Origin of the sequence: Rhizobium terricola (assembly GCF_012927355.1) — a bacterium.
In the GTDB taxonomy this organism is placed as follows: Bacteria; Pseudomonadota; Alphaproteobacteria; order Rhizobiales; family Rhizobiaceae; genus Allorhizobium; species Allorhizobium terricola.
This window is the reverse complement of the sequence record NZ_JABBGK010000002.1, coordinates 542,655-562,063: the sequence shown is the minus strand read 5'-3', so window position 1 is coordinate 562,063 and position 19,409 is coordinate 542,655. Positions and strand designations below refer to the sequence as shown.

Below are 19,409 nucleotides of genomic sequence, written 5' to 3'. Positions count from 1 at the left end.
TGCCCGTTCGGCCAATTGATTTGCCGTCGCCGACCGACTAGGAATTTCAGCAGAAAAAAATGCATGCTGGCGTGCCGATGGGGATCGACGCGGCATGGGGGCGTAGGTCTGGCAATTCATGGTGACTTGGTTTCGTGGCATGCGATTGGGCTCGATGTCGGCGTTGGGAGTGCCTGATGCATGTGAAGTCGGCGCATCCATTCGGTGGCTCGCCTGGTCCCTCGCTCTCGTCCTGATGCTTCTGGCGGCAGGTTGCACGACGGTCGACAAGGGAACGCCCTCGGCGAAGACCGGCGATGTCGTGCGCCTGGGGGATTGCTGCACGAAGCCGGAGCGCTATCCGCCGGCTCTTGTCGCGCTGGCCGATCCGATCGCACCTTCGGTCGGGCGCATGGTCGCGCGGATGGTCTGGCGCGAGGGACATCTTCTCCGCCATGATGGCACCATCGACCGGGTTCTGAAGCAACTCCGTCCGCTGGACGTCATCACTGTCAGCAACAAGGGGCGCCTGTCCGGTCACGCCATTCCGGGCCTTTTCGGTCATGCTGCGGTCTATGTCGGAACGGAAAAGCAGTTGCGCCAGGCAGGGGTGTGGAACCACCCGGCGGTCCGCAAACACCAGGCAGCGATCCGCAAGGGAGCGATGTTCATCGAGGCCGACAACAAGGGTGTGCATCTCTCCACTGCGGCGGCGGCGCTAGATGCCGATGCCATTGCTGTCCTCCGGCCATCGGGCCTCGGGGAAACGCGAAAGCGCGAGGCACTGGTCGGATTTTATCAGCGTCTCGGAATGCCGTTCGACTACTGGTTCGATCTCGACACCACGGCCTGTACCTTCTGTACCGAGCTGGTGAACACTGTGCTTCCCGAGCTGAAACTGCCGGTCCGGACAGTCTATGGCCGCCGGATGATCATGCCGGACGAAGTCGTCGCGGCGACGCTTGACGGCCAGACGCGCCTGAAGTTCCTACTCTATCTGCGTTCGGGCCGGGAGACCGCCGAATTCGCGCGTCGAAACGATCTGGTCAGGGATCTCGCCGGCGCCTGGTCCGAGACATCCGGCCAGCCGTCGATGGTCGCGCAGCGTTAGGCCGGTTCCAATCCGCTTTGCAGCGGGAGAAGCTATTCGGCTGCTGCTCTCTTTGTCGCCGAGATCTGCGTGATGAACGCCCTGAGCGCTGCTGGTCGAACGGGCTTGTGCTGCAGGCCGATGTTCTGCTTTTCCGCCTCGGCCCTCACCTCCGCCGTCCTGTCGGCGGTGACGAGCAGCGCCGGAATATCGCTCTCGTAGAGTGCCCGAAGGCGCAGGATCGCGCCGATGCCGCTGCCATCGCCGAGATGGTAGTCGGCAATGATGACGTCGGGCGGGGTCTTGTTGGCCGCGACGATGGCGTCCAGTGCCTCGATCGAGCCGGCACAGGAGACATCGCAGCCCCATCCGGAGATCAGGAGTTCCATGCCTTCGAGGATCTTCGGCTCGTTGTCGATGCACAGAACCCTGAGGCCCTTGAGCGGCATCGCACCCTTCCCGCTCGACGGTATCTCGGTGACAGACGAGGTAACGGGAGCGGACTGGTCGAGCGGCATCACCACGCGGAACGTTGTTCCCTTACCCTGCTTGGAGGAGAGCTGCACCGGATGGTTCAGAACGCGGGCGATACGATCGACGATCGATAGCCCGAGGCCCAGGCCGGAGGCCGTGCGCATCCCTTCCTCGAGGCGGGCGAACTCCTTGAAGACGGTGCGGAACTTAGAAGAGGGAATGCCGATCCCTGAATCCATCACCTGGATAATCACTTCCCTGCCGTTTCGCCGTGCGCCGACCAGTACCCTGCCGGACGGAGTGTACTTGATGGCGTTGGAAACAAGGTTTTGTACGAGGCGGCGAAGCAGGTTCGGGTCTGAGCGAACTTTCAGCGACGTGGGCATGACCACGAGCTTGAGGTTCTTCTCCCGCGCGATCGGCGCGAAGTCGGTTTCGATGCGTTCGAGCAGCCCGTTGAGGGGCACGGACGCGAACCGCGGTTTCATCGCACCGGTATCGAGGCGCGAAATGTCGAGTACCGCGCCGAGAATGGTCTCGACCGATTCCAGCGCAGAATCGATGTTGCGCACCAGCGGGCTGTTTTCCGAGTCGCCGAGCCGCTCGACCAGCGACGAGGAGTAGAGGCGCGCAGCATTGAGCGGCTGCAGGATGTCGTGACCGGCGGCGGCGAAGAAACGTGTTTTGCCGATATTTGCCTCGTCGGCCGCGGCACGGGCTTCCGCCAATGCGTGGTTCACCCGCGTCAACTCGGCAGTGCGTTCTCCCACGCGCTGTTCGAGGGTCTCGTTGGCCTGCTTGAGCGCCTTGTCGGCGGCCACCTGGCTGGTGATGTCGGTGAAGGTTGCGACGATGCCCTTGTCGGGCATTGGGTTGCATCGGGCCTCGATGATGCGTTCACCGCCTGCCGTGACGAGACGGAAGGGTTTGTCGAACTGCTGGAACCGCCGGACCAGTGGTGCCTGCTCGCCTTCCGCCACGTCGCCCCGCTGTGCCAGGATGCCGACGATTTCGGTGAGGGGGAACCCGACCTGTCCGACGTTTTCCGGCAGGTTGAGCAGGCTCCGGAACCGCCGGTTCCAGATCGTCAGCCGGTTGCTGGCATCGAAGACGGCGATGCCCTGGTCCATCTGGGACAAGGCGGTTTGCAGCATGTCCTGATTGTATTGCAGCGCCTCGCTTGCCTGATCGAGCAGCCAGGCGGTGTCGGCCGAGGTATCCTCGGCCTTCTGCAGGATCAGCGATAGCACCAGGCGCGCCGACGACGAGCCGATCGCGCTTCCGAGCAACTGTTCGGAGAAATGGATGAACGCCATGTCCGCCGGACTGTCGTCGGTGAGCCTTCGACCCGCAGCTTGCTCGTAGGAGCGGAACGAGCGCATCATCCGCTCGTCTCCGAGATAACGCGCGATCGCCGCTTTCAGGTCGCCGACGGTAACCCGGGTCTTCCAGCCGCGTGTGGCGAATTGCGAGCGGGGATGCCGTTTGACGAAGATGCCGGACTGGATGCGTTCGACGGGCCGCGGATTGCGGCTGAGCGTGCCGATGATGAAGGCCGCCGTGTTGACCAGCAGGCTGAGCAAGGTCGCATTGACCAGAGGATCGGCATGGGGAGCCTTGAACATGTCGATGCCGGGGAACAGGAAGCCGAGGATCGACGACGCGATCTGCGAATTGTTCTCGGCCCCGAGGCTCGGCAGGAAGAGCAGGTAGGCCCAGACGAAGATGCCGGTGCTCAGGCCTGCGATTGCGCCGCGTGCGTTGGCCCGCCGCCAGAGCAATCCGCCGAACAGGGCAGGAGCGATCTGCGCGATGGCCGCAAAGGCCAGGAGGCCGATCGAGGCGAGCCCGGTCGAGTTGTCGGCGGAGCGATAATAGACATAGCCGAGCAGCATCACGGCGAAGATCGCCGAGCGCCGGATGTGCAGCAGCGTCTTGGCGAAATCGTCACGCTGGCTCGGTCGCGTCAGAAGCTTCTGCCGGAGAAAGATCGGCAGGATCATGTCGTTCGACACCATGATCGCCAGCGCGACGGAGGCGACGATTACCATGGCGGTGGCGGCCGAGAAGCCGCCAAGGAAGGTGATGAGCGAGACCGGTGCCATCTCGTGATGCAGCGGCAGCGAGAGCACGTAGAGATCGGCGTCGCCGGTGCCGCCGAAGGTCATGATGCCGCCCATGGCGGCAGGAAGCACGAAGATGTTGATGGCCACCAGATAGAGCGGCATCAGGATCCCGGCGAGTTTCAGTTCGCGCGGCGTGCGGTTCTCCACCACGGTGACATGGAATTGGCGCGGCAGCATGATGATGGCAAACGCCGAAAGCGCGATCAGCAGCACCCAGCGGCTGACCGGCGTCTGGTGGGAAAGCGCGGCCATCACGGCCTGGTTCTCGGTCGCCTTCTGCCAGAGGTCGGCCGGGCCATTGAACAGGAAGAAAACCACATAGACGCCGAGCGTCCAGAAGGCGACGAGCTTCACCACGGATTCCATGGCGATTGCGAGGATCAGCCCATCCTGGTGCTCGGTTGCGTCCGTATGGCGCGTACCGAACACGACGGCGAAGCAGGTGAGCAGGAAGGCGACGATCAGCGGCAGGTCGATGAAGTAGAGATTGCCGGTGCCGATGCCGTATTCGGTCGGGTCGACCATCGCCGTCACCGAACTCGAGACGGCCTTAAGCTGGAGTGCGATATAGGGAATGGTCCCGACCAGGCAGATGACGGTGACAAGCATGCCGACAATCGGATTCTTGCCATAGCGCGCAGCCACGAAGTCGGCGCCGGAGGTCAGCTTCTCCGCCTTGGCCAGTTCGATGATCCGCCGCACGATCGGCATGCCGATCGTGAACATCAGGATCGGGCCGATATAGATCGCCGTGAATTCCAGGCCGCGGTCGGCGGCGAGCCCGACCCCGCCGAAATAGGTCCAGGAGGTGCAATAGACCGCGAGGCTCAGCGCATAGACGATCGGCCGCCCGCCTTCCGGGACGCCGTGCACACGGCTCTTCCTGTCGCCGTAACTGGCCACTGCGAAGAGCAGCAGCAGATAGGCGAAGGCCGAGGCAAAGATGACCCATCCCGGAAGCACGCTTCCTCCTCTAGAACGGCGCTCCAAAATACAGCCGAACATTAGGGGAAGTCGCGGCCTTTTGAAATCGCTTGTGGATTGACCTTAAGTCGAAGGCCTCGGAAAATGAGCGCAAAATCACTGTTTTCGAATGATTGAACTTTCGTTAATCATGATGGACGCCAAAGCGCTTGCGCCTGCGGCCTGTCGAAGATCTCAAGGAGATGGGAAATGCTGAACGAGTTCAAAACATTCATCGCCCGCGGCAACGTCATGGACCTTGCTGTCGGTGTCATCATCGGCGGCGCTTTCGGTCTGATCGTTAACTCGCTCGTCCAGGACATCGTCATGCCGCTCGTCGGGGTGGTGTTCGGCGGTTTCGACTTCTCCAACTACTTCCTGCCGCTGAGCGCCAATGTCACGGCGACGTCGCTGGCTGCTGCCCGCGAACAGGGTGCCGTATTCGCCTACGGCAACTTCATCACCGTGGTCATCAACTTCCTGATCCTGGCCTGGATCATCTTCCTCATGGTGAAGGGTGTGAACACCCTTCGCACCTCACTGGAGAAGGAGGAAAAGAAGTCCGCGGAAGCCGCGCCGCCGCCGGCCGACATCCAGCTTCTCACCGAAATTCGCGATCTGCTGAAGACCCGCTGATCCCACGCCACTGACGACGACCGCGTCCCGGCTTGAGCCCGTGCGCGGTCGTTTGCTCATTCATCACCGAAATCGATTCTGTGCTCACCGATTGTCATGGGATTTTCCCGCGTCGATCGGATAGACCTTGCGTTGCCGGAAACACGTGAAATTGGAAAGGCTCGACATGTCGCTCTTGAAAGATCTCAGCCCGCGCGCTCTTGCTGCACCCGAAAGCGGGATCGTCGAGATCATCAACTATGCGCGTGGACGCGAGGGCCTCCTGCCGCTCTGGGCCGGTGAGGGAGATCTGCCGAGCCCCGATTTCATCAATCGCGCCGCCAGTGACGCCCTGCTCGGCGGCGAGACTTTCTACACCTGGCAGCGCGGCATTCCCGAACTGCGACAGGCGCTCTCCCGCTATTATGCGCGTCACTTCGGCGTCGAGCTTCCGCCGGAGCATTTCTACGTCACCGGTTCAGGCATGCAGTCGATCGTTCTTTGCGTCCAGGCGCTCACCGAGCCGGGCGACGAGATGATCTATCTTTCGCCGGCCTGGCCGAACATCGTGTCCGCGATCGAAGTGGCAGGCGGTCGCGCCGTCGCGCAGCCGCTGACTTTCTCCAACGGTCGTTGGTCGCTCGATCTCGAACAGCTCGAAAAGGCCATCACGCCGAAAACGAAGGCGCTGTTCGTCAACACGCCGTCCAATCCGACCGGCTGGACCGCGACCCGCCAGGACCTGAAGGCGATCCTCGAACTTTCACGCCGGCACGGCCTTTGGATCCTCGCCGACGAAATCTACGCCCTCTACTACTACGGCGCTGAGAAGCGCGCGCCCTCCTTCATGGACGTGATGCAGGAAGGTGACCGTGTCCTCTTCGCCAATTCCTTCTCGAAAAACTGGTCGATGACCGGTTGGCGTGTCGGTTGGATCGTCGCTCCGCCGGAAACCGGTCAGGTCTTCGAAAACCTCATCCAGTATTCGACCTCCGGTGTGGCGCAGTTCATGCAGCGCGGCGCGGTCGCCGCCCTAGATCAGGGCGACAGCTTCGTGCAGGAGAATTTCGAGCGTGCGAAGACGTCGCGTGATCTGCTCTGCGATGCGCTCATCGCCACCAATCGCGTCGAGACCCTGAAGCCCGAAGGCGCGCTCTACGCCTTCCTGAAGATCGACGGCATCACCGACAGCCGGCAGGCCGCCCTCGACATCGTCGATCGGACCGGCGTGGCGCTGGCGCCCGGCTCGGCCTTCGGCAAGGGTGGGGAGAGCTTCTTGCGCGCCTGCTTCCTGCGCGATCCGAGACAGATCGAAGAAGCTGCCGATCGTCTCTGCCGCTACATCCTGGCGCTTTGACCTGTCGGCGCAAGATGGCGTGAGGCCGTTGGTCTTCGATAGATAAAATTCGAACGAATTCATTCGGGATTTGTTTGTCCTGTCTGAAGTTAAACTGTGCCGATACTGATCAATCGGAAAATTCGTCAGGATATTTAAGGCGAAGGGCGCCTATGTTTCCCGCAAAAGAAAATGCGGGAAGAAAAACATGGCGATCTTGGTAACGGGCGGTGCTGGCTACATCGGAAGCCACATGGTGTGGGCGCTTCTGGATGCCGGCGAGGATGTGGTGGTGATCGACCGGTTGTCGACCGGCTTCCGCTGGGCCGTTGCTCCGCAGGCTCGGTTCTATCTCGGCGATGTCGGCGACGAAACGGTCCTTCGGCAGGTCTTCGCGGAAAATGCGATAGAGGCGATCATCCATTTCGCCGGCTCCATCGTTGTTCCGGAATCCGTCGCGGATCCGCTCAGCTATTACGAGAACAACACCGGCAAGACCCGGGTCCTGATGTCGGCGGCGTTGAAGGCCGGCGTAAACCGGCTCATCTTCTCCTCGACCGCCGCCGTCTACGGCACGCCGGATGTCGCCGAACCGGTGAGCGAAACGGCGCCGCTGCGGCCGGAAAACCCCTATGGCCAGTCGAAGCTGATGAGCGAGCTCATGTTGCGCGACGTCGCGCACGCCCATGATTTCCGCTATGTCGCGCTTCGCTATTTCAACGTTGCCGGCGCTGATCCGCAGGGGCGCACCGGCCAGTCGACCGACAGTGCGACCCATCTCATCAAGGTGGCCTGCGAGGCGGCCCTCGGAAAACGCCGGTCCGTCTCCGTCTATGGCACCGACTATCCGACCCGCGACGGGACCGGCATCCGGGACTACATCCATGTTGCGGATCTGGTCGAGGCCCATCTCTGCGCGCTCGCCCACCTGCGCCGCGGCGGTACGTCGCTCGTTGCCAATTGCGGTTACGGCAAGGGCTTTTCCGTGCTCGACGTGCTGAACGCGGTGACCAGGGCGGCTGGTCGGCCGATCGCGATCGAATACGGCCCCCGTCGTGCTGGCGATGCGGCCTTCGTCGTTGCCGATGCCTCTCTGGCGCGAAAGGAACTCGGCTGGGTGCCGCGCCATGATGATCTCGACAGGATCGTCGAAACGGCGATTGCCTGGGAAGCGCGGCTGTCCCACGACGTGTCCAACGACATCGGCACTTTGCGTCGCCGCCTCGCGGCAAGTGGCTTCTGAACAGCCCCATCGACCAAAGAAAGGCCCCATCCGCGGGATCGTGCACGGACGGGGCTCGAAGATCGTACCGGAGCCGGCCGGCGACAAAGGCGGTTGCCGGTTGCTCTCTCTTGATCGATTGTTAGCGCGTCAGGCTGGCGCGAGGCTTTGCAACAGACCGGAGCAAATGCGCTCTCACCCGCCGATCTGCTGGGCCATCTGATAGAGGCCGGCGCAACGATTGCCCGAAGCGCAGAAGGCAAGGATCGGGCCTTCCGTTTCCTTCAGCAGCGTGTGAAGCTTCTGCGCCTGCTCCATCGGCACGGCCGCGCCGCCGACCGGAAGGTAATAGGCCTTCAGCTTAGCTGCGTTCGCCGCCTCTTCAATCGCCGAGAACTTCGGCTGTCCCCAGCCTTCGCCATCCGGTCGCATGCAGATCACCGTCGAATAGCCGGCCTCGGCCACCTGCTGGAGATCGCCGGGCTTCAGCTGGCCGGTGACGTGGTATGTGCGGGTGAGGGGGCGGATGTTCATCGATGGTCTTCCTTTTGGACAAGTGGCCTGCTGCACCGGAAAATGCGTCGTGGCATGACGGTCGGCGGCAGCGTTTCAGCGTGGTCGCAAATACATAGTGATTTTAATATAAGTTCGCAAGGCGACTGGAAGGGCTCAAGGGGACGGCGGCATTGCGGACGACGGTTCCGTGCGCACGACATGCGGTAGCAGAAAGGCCGGCAGCCGTGCGATGACAGACGGCAGCTCGAGCCAGCCGGCGCTGTCGAAGAAGGCGCGGCTTCGGGTCATCGCCGATGTCCGCGAGACCGGCAGGATGACGAGGTTGAAGTTTCGCATGGCGCTGAACTCGTGGGCGAAGCGGAGGGACAGCCCGAACCGCACCGAATGGAAATCCTCGAGCACCTCCGCCTTGGAGACCGCGATGGCAAGGTCGCGCCATTGGGTGAGTGCAATGACCTGTTCGAGCGCCTTGACCAGCAGCCGGTGGGCGGCTTCTCCCTGCTCTGTCTCCGGCGCCATGAGCTTCATGCGGATCGAGGCGACCTCGCCTCCGGGCGTTCCCTTGGCAGTGAAAAAGAAGGATGCGTTCCCCCCAGCAGCCTCATTGTCGGCCAGCACCGTTTCCGACAGGCATTCGGAAATCTTGGGGTCGAACTGGCCGGGCTTCCATCCGTCATTGCGGATGCCCGCGGCATCGAACGCGGCGCAAAGCTCTTCGCCACGTATTCGGAACTCACGCCCGAAGGCGCCGGTGGCGGCCAGTTCCACGTCTGAAAGGAGGCGTGACGGGAAGATGATGGCGTCGGCCGGGACCTGCCGTCCTGCCAAGGGTCGCGTCCCGCGCGGAATGGGCGGCACCTCGTCATCGAGCCAGTCGATGTTGTAGCGGTCGAGCAGCGCTCTCAGGTTCCGCTGGCCGTTGGCCAGCAGCGAAGTCGCAAGGATTGCCCCGGTGAACAGGAGCAGCAGCACGACGAAGAGCCGCCGCGCGCCTCTCCTCGGAGGCGCCGGCTTGGCCCCGTTCGCCCCGGGTGCGCGCTTGTCCCTGCTATGGTCGTTCGGCATGAAGACCTTCCGGCTGCGTTTGCGCCCGCTCGCTTATGCCACGAAATCCTTTGGGAGATGTATAGAGACCCGTGCGACTTTGCCTAAAACCGTAACGCCTCCGGGGCTCGCTCCCTTTCCGACATACGCCCAATTCTGGGCAGGTCTCCGCCGGCGCGCCCGTGGCGATTGACGCCGCTGCCGGCGGCTCTTAGCTCATTGGCGACTGCCAGATCGGAGAACCATCCTATGTCGAAAAAGATCCATTGCCTGTCCTTGCTCGCCCTGATCGCGACGGCGTCGAGCGCGTCGGCCCAGTCCGCGGCTGAAGAAGTCTGGGCGCTGAAGACGCCGGAAGGAACGTGCCACATGTCCTTCCAGGAGGATCCGGTCGCCGAGGGCGTGTGGGCGACGCTGCGCCATGACGACGAGACCTGCCCGAAGGCTCTCCAGGCCGTCACCGGCTGGTCGATGAACAACGGCGACGGTTCGCTCATCCTCTACTCGACGCTGTCGGGTCTCGAAATGGTCGGTCGCGCGGACAAGGAAGAGGATGGTCTCTATGTCGGCATGATCGGCGACAGCGAACTCACCGTCACCGCGGTTCCGTGATCGGCGGCGGCAAGGGGGCCGCCGAATTCGCCAGAAGCCAGCGCTCGAGCGCCGCGACGACGGCGAGCCTGAGGCTCGCACCGTCGTCCATCGCCCGTTTGAGCGGCTGGCCGCTGCGCCCGAAGCCCATCTCCGCCATCACATCGGATGGCGTGAGTCCACGTTCCGCCATGACCGCCCGGATGCGCTGGACGGCCGGAGGCAGAAGGTACCGACCGCTCGCGATCGGTCCGCCGGCCGAACCCGCCGCCGCGGTCGGGTCGGAAGCCTCCGCTCCGTCGTCGACGGCGCCGGAAATCCAGCTCAGAAAATCATACCGCTCCGCCGGCGTCGCCTTCGCCCAGGAGTTCTGCAGCTTCTCAAGACGGCTGCGCTTCTTGTCCCTCGGCATCTCGTTCCCCGCTCTCGCCTGACGCCTCCTATCGCAACCCGCCACCAAGCGCGAGACCTTTCCAGCCGGACGCCATGCGGACGCGCGTTGGCGACAGGAACCTCCGCGAAATCGATCTTATCACCGGCGATCTGCCGTAAACGAAACGAAACCGGACTGGCACCTAGCCGCAAAGGATCAGGTTGCGCCCCAGTGCGTGTTCGGTTCAGCCCGAAGACAAGTACAAAAGGACTGTGCCCCAATCGCCGTATGCGCGAGAGCGCAAGCAACAAACGAGCAGTGCGCTCGTGGCCGCAATTTTTTGGTTTAATGAGAAGAAAACTGGTGCTGCTAGAGAGATTTAAAGTCAAGCATCTAGCGTGAAACATGCTGGAAACGCTGGTGAAGCGCTGGCGGGTTCGGATGCGGTGTGCATCAGGGTCAAGGCGGATGCATCTCTGATCAGGAGCCCTTTGGTGGGGGCAGCCGTAGCGCGCACCTGACGTGGTGACACCGCCGTGAGATGCATTACAGTAGGTGCTAGGTCAATCGATAACCGGGAAGCCATGAAAACGCGTGACACGCTCACTCCCGAGCAAATCGGCAAAGCCGGTGAGCTGAAGCTGGATGAACTTTGCAACGAGACTTCTCTCAAATGTGTCGCTCTCGTTCCCGATCTGCTAGGCGTGGATCGCCACCTGGAATTCCCTTCGACTTCCTGTTCCGAATTCGCATCGCTCGACACTCGGCCTCCACCCCTTAGCTGCTACATTCAAGTGAAATCGAAAAGCCTTAAGCAGCGCTCGTGGAACATGTCACTATCCGTCGCCGAACGTCTTGCAAAGTCGGGCAAGCCCACGTTCATCGCGCTGTTCGAAGTTGGGGAAAAAGCCAAGGTGCGGCGCGGGTACTTAGCGCATCTTCGCGGAGCCCTTCTAGCTCGCATTCTGGAACGTCTGCGCGATGCGGACTCTAAAGGCCACGACGACCTCAACCGACGAACAATATCGTTGACGCCAGACGATGCGGTCGAGTTCCAGCTTGACGGTGACGCCTTCGCGCAGGCCATAAGGCTGGCCATTGGCGAAAGCATGTCGGCCTACGCTGAGGCCAAGAACCACGAATTGTTGACGTTAGGCTTCGACAGCGACCGGTTCACTGCGGTAATCAACTTCGGCAGCATCGATTTTGACGCGCTTGTTGATGCCCACATGGGCGAGCGGTCCATTCCGATCGAAGGTATGGAGTTCAGTGAGCGGCGCTTCAACATTTCCCGACCGTCCGCACCTGGGAGCTTGATGGGAGGGGAGTTGAGGATTGAGGCTATCCCGATTGACGGTTATGAGCTGACGATTACTGGTGAAGGTTCGAGTAAGGAATTGCGTCTCTCGTGTTCTGCGCTCTACCCGCAGGTTCCAGGGCTGCCCCGTGACAAGCTCAAATTCAGGCTTATCGCTTCGTTAGTGACATTCAATTTCGGCGGCTCCCGCTTAACGTATACGGCTAGACTGAACGACGATGTTGAGCGGCCTCTTGCCTCTTGGCGTCACGAACTATCCGCAGCCCTTCTGTTGCTCACAGACGAATGCTCGCTGTCGCTGACCAGAGTTGAAGATGGAAAAGAGGCGCACCTTGGGACGACAGAGCCCCCGAGTGACACAGATATCGGTGAATTCAGATATCTTTTGAGTTTGGTGGACGCCGCGATCTGGTTGTTGGAGGAGGCAAATGTGCCCGAGCGACCGATGCGGCTTGACGCGCTGCTGGCAAACCCATCCGAATTGAAACGCGCGCATGCGGTCATGTCCCAGGCCCCTGGCTTAACGCGCATACGTTTCACATCAGAGACTGCGACTGACGAGGTGGGCACCTGCGACTTCCTTTTCATCGGCGCTTACGTAGTCGATGACGACTGGTTCGCTTACTGCGCACGAACTGTAATGCATCGGCAAGGGTCGTCCACAGAATGGGTGAGTGGCCTCTTGACCCCCATACTGTCCGAGAAGCTTAAGTCGCCGATCATCGAGGGCTACCATGCTTTCCATGAGCGGATGAAGCGGATTACAGGTGTCTGCAACGTACTCATTCAAGACCTCGTTGATGACGAAGCAAATGAATTAGGGCGCCTCGGAAATGTATAGACGCCCCAACTCTAATTGGCTCGCTTCCGTCAAGCGGGGTGCTTGTTTGCCAAGCGGTAGGCGGTTGAGCGCGCAACGTTCAACTGCTTAGCAACCGTGGCGGGCTTGTTGCCTGCAGCAAGCGCATTCCTATCGCATCTGCATCGACGGTCACATGACGTCCCTTGCAACGGCCTCTTTCTTGGCCTTTGCAATTCCCTCAAGCTGGCGCTCCATCCTCAGGTCGGTTTCAAACTCAGCAATCGTGCCCAGCATACGCGAGCATTAGCCTTCCTGTGGTAGTGCTGGTGTCGATGTGTTGTTCCGTCACGATGAGATCGACGCCCTTCGCCTGCAGCTCCTTCGTGGTGGCACGGAGGTCGGTCACCGATCTGGCCAAGCGGTCAAGCCGAGTGACAATCACGACAAATCCAATATGTTCTGCAAAATCAAAGAGGAATGATGGTGCTGCTAGAGAGATTTGAACTCTCGGCCTCTCCCTTACCAAGGGAGTGCTCTACCCCTGAGCTATAGCAGCATCCGGCGGGCGAAGCGTGTGTCGCCCGGAACGAGGCGCCTATTGCCACAGCTTCGGGGGGGATGCAAGCCGCAAAACGAACTTCCTCCGAAGAAATCCGTCTCGGCACGCGAACTCTTCCGCAAATCCGGCTTTTCCGCTATCACGCGGGCATGAGTGAAGAACGGAATGAAGAGCGGCCCGCAGCAGGTGTCCACGATGCGGAGGAACGGCCCAGGGCGGCGGGTCCGGAGAGTGACCGCGACGCCGCTGCCGATCGCCTGCGACATGCCGATGTCGCGGCCGCCCGGCGCAAGGCGCGTGCGGCCGACAAGCTGCGTGAGAACCTCATGCGGCGCAAGCAGCAGCAGCGCGCCCGCCGGCAAGGGCAGGCTGACGAGGCCGAGGGGCTGCCTGCCGCAAATTCGCCGAATCGCGATGATTAACCGTTGCTGAACGGGGCGAATTGAACCCGCCCGGCTTTTCGTCTAAAGAGCCCACCCGGCCGGGTGGCGGTTTTTCCACCCTTGATCAGGAAAGGCGGGCGCGAGGCCCGTATCGTAGGCACACATGGATCGTATCAGGATTGTCGGCGGCAACCAGCTCAACGGGGTGATCCCGATCTCCGGCGCCAAGAATGCCGCGCTTCCCCTGATGATCGCATCGCTGCTGACCAGCGACACGCTGACCCTCGAAAACGTGCCTCATCTCGCCGACGTCGAGCTTCTGCTGCGCATCCTCGGCAACCATGGCGTCGACGTTTCCGTCAACGGCCGGCGCGAGCGCCAGGGCGAGGGCTATTCCCGCACCATTCATTTCACCTGCCGCACCATCGTCGACACCACCGCACCCTACGAGCTCGTCTCGAAGATGCGCGCCAGCTTCTGGGTCATCGGCCCGCTACTCGCCCGCGAGGGCAAGGCGCGCGTCTCGCTGCCGGGCGGCTGTGCGATCGGCACGCGTCCGGTCGACCTCTTCATCGAGGGGCTTACCGCGCTCGGTGCGACCATGGAAATCGACGGCGGCTACATCAATGCGACGGCGCCTAAGGGTGGCCTGATCGGTGGCACCTATACCTTCCCGAAGGTCTCCGTCGGCGCGACCCACGTGATGCTGATGGCAGCGTCGCTCGCCCGTGGCACGACGGTCATCAACAATGCGGCGCGCGAGCCGGAAGTGGTGGATCTCGCCAACTGCCTCAATGCTATGGGCGCGAAGATTTCCGGTGCCGGCACCGCGACGATCACCATCGAGGGCGTGCACAGCCTGTCGGGTGCGCGCCACCGGGTCCTTCCCGACCGCATCGAGACCGGCACCTATGCCATGGCGGTCGCGATGACCGGCGGCGACGTGACGCTCGAGGGGACCGACGCTGCCCTGCTTGAAACGGCGCTCGAGGCGATCCGCCGCGCCGGCGCCGAAGTGACGAACACGCCGTCGGGCATCCGCATCGTCGGCCATGGCGACGCGATCCGTCCGGTCGACGTGGTGACTGAACCTTATCCGGGCTTCCCGACCGACCTGCAGGCCCAGTTCATGGGCCTGATGACGCGCGCCAACGGCGTGTCGCATGTGACCGAAACGATCTTCGAGAACCGTTTCATGCACGTGCAGGAACTCGCCCGCCTCGGCGCCCGCATCACGCTGTCCGGCCAGACGGCGCGGATCGAAGGGGTGAGCCGCCTGCGTGGTGCGCCGGTGATGGCGACCGACCTGCGCGCCTCGGTGTCGCTGGTCATCGCCGGGCTTGCCGCCGAGGGTGAGACCATGGTCTCTCGCGTCTATCATCTCGATCGCGGCTTCGAGCGGCTGGAAGAGAAGCTGACGCGCTGCGGCGCTGTGGTCGAACGCATCAGCGACTGAGTGTCCTGTCGATGACTGCGGGCTGCGACCTGTTGCCTATTGCAATGCGGCGACCTATGTCGAATGGATGAAATGTGGCGACGGCGGAGATTGGCGGGCAAACGGCAATCTTCCTGGCGGCACGGATGATCCACCTGCCAACCGGACTGCGGTGACATGACGAGCCTGAAGCTTCTTGCCCTTGATCCCGACGATCTTTCGGTCATTTCCGCGCACATGCAGGATGCGGTCTTCAAGGTTGCCGACATGGCCTTCGTGCCTCGGTCGGGCCTCTTTACCCTCGCGGTCAATCGTTTCGTCTGGGAGACAAGCGCCGAAAAACGCAAGAGCTTCGAGCGCCGCCGCTCGGCTCTCTCCTTCAAGCGCGTCGAGGCGGTCCGCTCGATCGGTTTCGATCGCCGGCGCGGCGACGAGGTGCTCTCGCTGCTGACCATCCGCTACCGTGTCGAGGGCGAAGGCCCCGAGGGGGTCGTGGAACTTGTCCTGTCGGGTGGCGGCATGATCGCCCTCGACGTTGAATGTATTGAAGCACAGCTTGCAGATACCGGCGGGGCGTGGGAAACCAGCCTGAAGCCCGGTCATCCGGGCGATTGACCGGCGCCGGAGCATAGATGCTCTGGACCGGGGAAGAGGGAAGTAGGGGACGTGGCGATCTGGTTGGATCAGGCATCTGAAGGTTTCGGCGAAAAGTTTGCAGCCTTCCTGACGACGAAACGCGAAGTGTCGGACGACGTGAACGACGTTGTGCGCAAGATCATCGCAGATGTCCGCGAACGGGGCGATGCGGCGCTCGCCGATTATTCCCGCCGTTTCGACGGCATCGATTTTTCGCAAGTACCGATGCGTGTGACGGCAGCCGAAATCGACGCAGCCGCATCCCTCGTCTCGCCGGAGGTTATGGACGCGCTGCGCCTCGCCGCCGAACGGATCGAGAAACACCATGCCCGCCAGATGCCGAAGGACGACATCTACGAGGATGCGATCGGCGTCGGCCTCGGCTCCCGCTGGACGGCGGTGGAAGCGGTCGGCCTTTACGTTCCCGGCGGCACCGCGAGCTATCCGAGTTCGGTGCTGATGAATGCCGTGCCGGCGAAGGTCGCCGGCGTCGAGCGTATCGTCATGGTGGTGCCGGCGTCGGGCGGCGAGATCAATCCGACGGTTCTCGCGGCCGCGCGGATCGCCGGCGTCGAGGAGATCTACCGGATCGGCGGCGCCCAGGCGGTGGCAGCTCTTGCCTATGGGACCGAGACGATTGCCCCGGTCGCCAAGATCGTCGGACCGGGCAATGCCTATGTCGCCGCGGCCAAGCGTCAGGTCTTCGGAACCGTCGGCATCGACATGATCGCCGGCCCCTCCGAGGTGCTGGTGATCGCCGACCGCAACAACAATCCGGATTGGCTGGCCGCCGATCTGCTGGCCCAGGCCGAGCATGATCCGGGCGCCCAGTCGATCCTGATCACCGACGACGCCGAACTCGGCAAGGCCGTCGAGGCGGCCGTCGAACGGCAGCTCAAGTCGCTCGGCCGCTCGGAGACGGCGACCGCCAGCTGGCGCGATTTCGGCGCGGTCATCCTCGTCAAGTCGCTCGCCGACGCCATCCCGCTTGCCAACCGCATCGCCGCCGAACATCTCGAATTGGCGGTCGATGACCCGGACGCCCTGATGGCCGGCGTCCGCAATGCCGGCGCGATCTTCGTCGGCCGGCACACCCCGGAGGTGATCGGCGACTATGTCGGCGGCTCGAACCACGTGCTGCCCACCGCCCGCTCGGCGCGCTTCTCGTCCGGTCTTTCGGTGCTCGATTTCGTCAAGCGCACCTCGATCCTGAGGCTCGGACCGGAGCAGCTGCGCAAGCTTGCTCCGGCGGCGATCGCGCTGGCGAAGAGCGAGGGGCTCGACGCCCATGCGCGCTCGGTCGCGATCCGGCTCAATCTCGAAGGTTGAGCCATGGCCAAGGGCGATTTCCGGCTCTGCGATGTTGTGCTCGACGAGACGATCGGTCGCTCGACGCCCGATGTCGAGCATGAGCGCGCCGTCGCCATTTTCGACCTGATCGAGGAAAACATCTTCGAGCCGGTCGGCCATTCCGGCGGTCCTTACAAGCTGCTCCTGTCGCTGGTCGACAGCAAGCTGGTCTTTTCGATTAAGACCGAGAGCGACGAGGCGGTTGCAACCCACATCCTGTCGCTGACGCCCTTCCGCCGGATCATCAAGGACTACTTCATGATCTGCGAGAGCTATTACGAGGCGATCCGTTCCTCGACGCCGTCGCAGATCGAGGCGATCGACATGGGGCGCCGCGGCATTCACAACGAGGGCTCGCAGACGCTGATGGACCGCCTGTCGGGCAAGATCAAGCTCGACTTTGACACCGCGCGCCGGCTCTTCACCCTGGTCTGCGTCCTCTATTGGCGCGGCTGACCCGATGAACGCGGAGGAGGAGTTCGGCACCCAGGGGCGTTTGCCGGGGTCGATCCTGTTCGTCTGCGGCATGAATGCGATCCGTTCGCCGATGGCGGAAGTGATCGCCCGCGATTGCCTGCCGCCAGGCACCTATGTGGCCTCGGCCGGGGTGAGGGCAGGGGAGCGCGATCCCTTCGTCGATGCCGTGCTCGACGAGATCGGTCTTACCCTCGGCAGGCGCCAGCCGCAGACCCTGGACGATCTGGAGGACGACTACTTCGACATGGTCGTTACGCTCGCACCCGAGGCACATCACGCGGCTTTGGAACTCACGCGCTCCTCCGCGGTCGAGGTGGTCTATTGGCCGATGCCCGATCCGACGGTCGCAACCGGCACGCGCGAGCAGATTCTCGGCGCCTATCGAGAAGTCCGTGACCGGTTGAAGCGCCTGATCGTCGACCGACTTGCGAAACGCGGCGAAAGAGCATAGTTCGCGCATCGAAACAAATTCGAAAAGCCCGATCTACAAGGTTCACAAATCCTTGGTGATTGTGTAGTTTCCGCCCACATTTTCGGGGCGCTCATGCGCATCCCGACCAACTCCTGAGAAAGACAATCGCTCAATGGCAAAAGAAGAAGTCCTCGAATTTCCTGGCGTCGTCACGGAATTGCTTCCCAATGCGACGTTCCGGGTCAAGCTGGAAAACGAGCACGAGATCATCGCCCACACGGCCGGCCGCATGCGCAAGAACCGCATTCGCGTTCTCGCAGGCGACAAGGTCCTGGTGGAAATGACTCCTTACGACCTGACCAAGGGCCGCATTACCTATCGCTTCAAGTAATCGCCGGCTGTCGACGAGCGCAGCGAGAGGGCCGATGGAACTGAGACAGAAGCTGATTTTGGCCTCCGGGTCGCCGCGCCGCCTCGACCTGTTCAAGCAGGTCGGCATTGAGCCCGCGCGCCTGATGCCGATGGATCTCGACGAGACGCCGAAGAAATCCGAGCATCCGCGTTCGCTTGCGCGCCGCCTGTCGAGCGACAAGGCGCGCGCCGCCCATGGCGAGATCCGCCGTGATCCGGCCTGGAACGACAGCTTCATCGTGGCCGCCGACACCGTGGTCGCGGTCGGACGCCGCATCCTTCCCAAGGCCGAATACCTGGAGGAGGCTTCCTCCGCGCTGCATCTGCTGTCGGGTCGCAGCCACTGGGTTTTTACCGGTGTCTGTCTGATCACCCCCGAGGGCACGCTGCGCCAGAAGGTCGTCGAGACCAAGGTACGCTTCAAGCGGCTCTCCGGTCTCGACATCGAAAGCTATCTCGCCTCCGGCCAGTGGCGTGGCAAGGCAGGCGCCTACGCGATCCAGGGCATTGCCGGCTCGTTCGTCCAGAAGCTCGTCGGCTCCTACACCAACGTCGTCGGGTTGCCGCTCTTCGAGACCTTGCAGATGCTGCAGGGCGAGGGCTTCCGCGTCCAGTCCGGCTGGACGGAGGGCTGAGCATGGCCGCCGACGAACCCGGCCGTAGCGCCAAGATCGAGCCCCTGCGCAAGGCGCGACCCTGCCCGGAATGCGGGCGCCCCTCGCAGCGCGAGCATTATCCTTTTTGCTCCGATCGCTGCCGCAATCTCGATCTTTCCCGCTGGCTCAAGGGATCCTACGCGATCCCGGTGACGGAAGACGAATCCAGGGCCGACGACGACGGTCGCGACTGAACGGGTCGCCCGTTGTCGTCAAAGCGTCCTCGGAACCTGTTCTTTTGATTGGTCTTTTTCATTGTTTTGCAAAGCTGTCAAAAAAGTGCCGAAAGGCGCTGGACATGCCGAAACAAGATGCTATAACGCCCTCGCTTCCGGGGGAAACTTCTCCCCCGCCGGTCGGAAACTCCGCCGGATGGCTTTGAAAAAGGCCTGATGCCCGGATAGCTCAGTTGGTAGAGCAGCGGATTGAAAATCCGCGTGTCGGTGGTTCAAATCCGCCTCCGGGCACCATTTTTCTTCAAAAAGTGCGACCCTGACTTTCTGCTGCGCTGCGGCTTCGCCTTCCTGTCCGCGGTTTTCCTATTCAATTGGCCAGCTTCCCTGCCGTCGAATTCGCCCTGACCTTCCTGCTCTGGGCAACCGAATGAACGATCATGACAAGGGCCGGATCACAACGGATCC

At 62.3% G+C, this 19,409-nt stretch carries 20 protein-coding genes and 2 tRNA genes; 16 read left to right on the top strand and 6 right to left on the bottom strand.

Features of this window, described 5'->3' with window-relative positions; translation table 11 throughout:
* Positions 1-169 precede the first annotated feature (169 nt).
* Positions 170-1,090: a YiiX/YebB-like N1pC/P60 family cysteine hydrolase gene (locus tag HHL25_RS12490; RefSeq protein WP_169590923.1), complete on the top strand. Its 921-nt coding sequence runs from the start codon at positions 170-172 to the stop codon at positions 1,088-1,090.
* A gap of 32 nt (positions 1,091-1,122) precedes the next feature.
* Here HHL25_RS12490 and HHL25_RS12485 read toward each other — a convergent pair whose 3' ends face one another.
* Complete coding sequence (locus HHL25_RS12485) at positions 1,123-4,632, bottom strand: hybrid sensor histidine kinase/response regulator (RefSeq protein ID WP_169590920.1); 3,510 nt, start codon at positions 4,630-4,632, stop codon at positions 1,123-1,125.
* Between the two features lie 210 nt (positions 4,633-4,842).
* On the opposite strand from HHL25_RS12485, the gene mscL reads away from it, so the two are divergent.
* The 3 genes from mscL (at position 4,843) to galE (ending at position 7,826) form a co-directional block, all read left to right on the top strand.
* A complete protein-coding gene (mscL, locus tag HHL25_RS12480) occupies positions 4,843-5,268 on the top strand; it encodes a large conductance mechanosensitive channel protein MscL (protein ID WP_169590917.1) in 426 nt (141 codons plus the stop codon).
* A 166-nt stretch (positions 5,269-5,434) separates the two neighbouring features.
* Positions 5,435-6,604: a pyridoxal phosphate-dependent aminotransferase gene (locus HHL25_RS12475; RefSeq protein ID WP_169590912.1), complete on the top strand. Its 1,170-nt coding sequence runs from the start codon at positions 5,435-5,437 to the stop codon at positions 6,602-6,604.
* A 187-nt stretch (positions 6,605-6,791) separates the two neighbouring features.
* Positions 6,792-7,826, top strand: coding sequence for a UDP-glucose 4-epimerase GalE (gene galE / locus HHL25_RS12470; protein WP_169590908.1), 1,035 nt, complete (start codon positions 6,792-6,794; stop codon positions 7,824-7,826).
* Positions 7,827-8,000: 174 nt separating this feature from the next.
* Here galE and HHL25_RS12465 read toward each other — a convergent pair whose 3' ends face one another.
* The gene (locus HHL25_RS12465; RefSeq protein ID WP_169590904.1) at positions 8,001-8,339 is read right to left on the bottom strand and encodes a beta-lactamase hydrolase domain-containing protein; all 339 of its coding nucleotides are present in this window, start codon (positions 8,337-8,339) and stop codon (positions 8,001-8,003) included.
* Between the two features lie 135 nt (positions 8,340-8,474).
* Positions 8,475-9,386 carry a DUF6030 family protein gene (locus tag HHL25_RS12460; protein ID WP_169590902.1) on the bottom strand — a complete coding sequence of 304 codons (912 nt, stop codon included), beginning with the start codon at positions 9,384-9,386 and terminating at the stop codon, positions 8,475-8,477.
* Between the two features lie 228 nt (positions 9,387-9,614).
* Here HHL25_RS12460 and HHL25_RS12455 point away from each other — a divergent pair, with 228 nt between their 5' ends.
* Entirely contained in the window at positions 9,615-9,977 is a 363-nt protein-coding gene (locus tag HHL25_RS12455) for a hypothetical protein (protein ID WP_169590899.1), read from the top strand.
* Here the strand turns inward: HHL25_RS12455 and HHL25_RS12450 are convergent.
* Positions 9,961-10,368, bottom strand: coding sequence for a hypothetical protein (locus tag HHL25_RS12450; RefSeq protein WP_169590896.1), 408 nt, complete (start codon positions 10,366-10,368; stop codon positions 9,961-9,963). The two genes, HHL25_RS12455 and HHL25_RS12450, sit on opposite strands and share 17 nt — an antisense overlap.
* 545 nt (positions 10,369-10,913) lie before the next feature.
* Here HHL25_RS12450 and HHL25_RS12445 point away from each other — a divergent pair.
* Positions 10,914-12,488, top strand: a complete 1,575-nt coding sequence (locus HHL25_RS12445; protein WP_169590893.1) for a hypothetical protein — start codon at positions 10,914-10,916, stop codon at positions 12,486-12,488.
* 235 nt (positions 12,489-12,723) lie between these two features.
* Here the strand turns inward: HHL25_RS12445 and HHL25_RS23510 are convergent, their stop codons facing one another.
* Both HHL25_RS23510 and HHL25_RS12435 read right to left on the bottom strand, forming a co-directional pair.
* A complete protein-coding gene (locus HHL25_RS23510) occupies positions 12,724-12,891 on the bottom strand; it encodes a recombinase family protein (RefSeq protein WP_449314260.1) in 168 nt (55 codons plus the stop codon).
* 39 nt (positions 12,892-12,930) lie between these two features.
* Positions 12,931-13,005: transfer RNA gene (locus HHL25_RS12435), tRNA-Thr, on the bottom strand.
* Between the two features lie 152 nt (positions 13,006-13,157).
* Between HHL25_RS12435 and HHL25_RS12430 the strand changes: the two genes are divergently transcribed.
* From HHL25_RS12430 to HHL25_RS12385, 10 genes are all read left to right on the top strand, one after another.
* Positions 13,158-13,430 carry a hypothetical protein gene (locus HHL25_RS12430; RefSeq protein WP_390624514.1) on the top strand — a complete coding sequence of 91 codons (273 nt, stop codon included), beginning with the start codon at positions 13,158-13,160 and terminating at the stop codon, positions 13,428-13,430.
* 124 nt (positions 13,431-13,554) lie between these two features.
* The gene (gene murA / locus HHL25_RS12425; protein ID WP_169590890.1) at positions 13,555-14,847 is read left to right on the top strand and encodes a UDP-N-acetylglucosamine 1-carboxyvinyltransferase; all 1,293 of its coding nucleotides are present in this window, start codon (positions 13,555-13,557) and stop codon (positions 14,845-14,847) included.
* Positions 14,848-15,003: 156 nt separating this feature from the next.
* A complete protein-coding gene (locus HHL25_RS12420) occupies positions 15,004-15,441 on the top strand; it encodes a DUF2948 family protein (protein WP_169590887.1) in 438 nt (145 codons plus the stop codon).
* A 51-nt stretch (positions 15,442-15,492) separates the two neighbouring features.
* Entirely contained in the window at positions 15,493-16,791 is a 1,299-nt protein-coding gene (gene hisD / locus HHL25_RS12415) for a histidinol dehydrogenase (RefSeq protein ID WP_169590883.1), read from the top strand.
* A gap of 3 nt (positions 16,792-16,794) precedes the next feature.
* Positions 16,795-17,268, top strand: a complete 474-nt coding sequence (locus tag HHL25_RS12410) for a UPF0262 family protein (RefSeq protein ID WP_169590878.1) — start codon at positions 16,795-16,797, stop codon at positions 17,266-17,268.
* Positions 17,269-17,272: 4 nt separating this feature from the next.
* Positions 17,273-17,740, top strand: a complete 468-nt coding sequence (locus tag HHL25_RS12405; protein ID WP_169590875.1) for an arsenate-mycothiol transferase ArsC — start codon at positions 17,273-17,275, stop codon at positions 17,738-17,740.
* A gap of 133 nt (positions 17,741-17,873) precedes the next feature.
* Complete coding sequence (gene infA, locus HHL25_RS12400) at positions 17,874-18,092, top strand: translation initiation factor IF-1 (protein ID WP_004435948.1); 219 nt, start codon at positions 17,874-17,876, stop codon at positions 18,090-18,092.
* A gap of 34 nt (positions 18,093-18,126) precedes the next feature.
* Entirely contained in the window at positions 18,127-18,747 is a 621-nt protein-coding gene (locus tag HHL25_RS12395) for a Maf-like protein (protein WP_169590873.1), read from the top strand.
* 2 nt (positions 18,748-18,749) lie between these two features.
* Positions 18,750-18,962, top strand: coding sequence for a DNA gyrase inhibitor YacG (gene yacG, locus HHL25_RS12390; RefSeq protein WP_169590871.1), 213 nt, complete (start codon positions 18,750-18,752; stop codon positions 18,960-18,962).
* Between the two features lie 200 nt (positions 18,963-19,162).
* Positions 19,163-19,238: transfer RNA gene (locus HHL25_RS12385), tRNA-Phe, on the top strand.
* Positions 19,239-19,409 lie beyond the last annotated feature (171 nt).

Excerpts from the sequence above, each read along its gene's own strand:
- mscL (WP_169590917.1), top strand. The coding sequence starts at position 4,843 with ATGCTGAACGAGTTCAAAACATTCATCGCCCGCGGCAACGTCATGGAC.
- HHL25_RS12475 (WP_169590912.1), top strand. The coding sequence starts at position 5,435 with ATGTCGCTCTTGAAAGATCTCAGCCCGCGCGCTCTTGCTGCACCCGAA.
- galE (WP_169590908.1), top strand. The coding sequence starts at position 6,792 with ATGGCGATCTTGGTAACGGGCGGTGCTGGCTACATCGGAAGCCACATG.
- HHL25_RS12465 (WP_169590904.1), bottom strand. The coding sequence starts at position 8,339 with ATGAACATCCGCCCCCTCACCCGCACATACCACGTCACCGGCCAGCTG.
- HHL25_RS12460 (WP_169590902.1), bottom strand. The coding sequence starts at position 9,386 with ATGCCGAACGACCATAGCAGGGACAAGCGCGCACCCGGGGCGAACGGG.
- HHL25_RS12455 (WP_169590899.1), top strand. The coding sequence starts at position 9,615 with ATGTCGAAAAAGATCCATTGCCTGTCCTTGCTCGCCCTGATCGCGACG.
- HHL25_RS12450 (WP_169590896.1), bottom strand. The coding sequence starts at position 10,368 with ATGCCGAGGGACAAGAAGCGCAGCCGTCTTGAGAAGCTGCAGAACTCC.
- HHL25_RS12445 (WP_169590893.1), top strand. The coding sequence starts at position 10,914 with ATGAAAACGCGTGACACGCTCACTCCCGAGCAAATCGGCAAAGCCGGT.
- HHL25_RS12430 (WP_390624514.1), top strand. The coding sequence starts at position 13,158 with ATGAGTGAAGAACGGAATGAAGAGCGGCCCGCAGCAGGTGTCCACGAT.
- murA (WP_169590890.1), top strand. The coding sequence starts at position 13,555 with ATGGATCGTATCAGGATTGTCGGCGGCAACCAGCTCAACGGGGTGATC.
- HHL25_RS12420 (WP_169590887.1), top strand. The coding sequence starts at position 15,004 with ATGACGAGCCTGAAGCTTCTTGCCCTTGATCCCGACGATCTTTCGGTC.
- HHL25_RS12410 (WP_169590878.1), top strand. The coding sequence starts at position 16,795 with ATGGCCAAGGGCGATTTCCGGCTCTGCGATGTTGTGCTCGACGAGACG.
- HHL25_RS12405 (WP_169590875.1), top strand. The coding sequence starts at position 17,273 with ATGAACGCGGAGGAGGAGTTCGGCACCCAGGGGCGTTTGCCGGGGTCG.
- infA (WP_004435948.1), top strand. The coding sequence starts at position 17,874 with ATGGCAAAAGAAGAAGTCCTCGAATTTCCTGGCGTCGTCACGGAATTG.
- HHL25_RS12395 (WP_169590873.1), top strand. The coding sequence starts at position 18,127 with ATGGAACTGAGACAGAAGCTGATTTTGGCCTCCGGGTCGCCGCGCCGC.
- yacG (WP_169590871.1), top strand. The coding sequence starts at position 18,750 with ATGGCCGCCGACGAACCCGGCCGTAGCGCCAAGATCGAGCCCCTGCGC.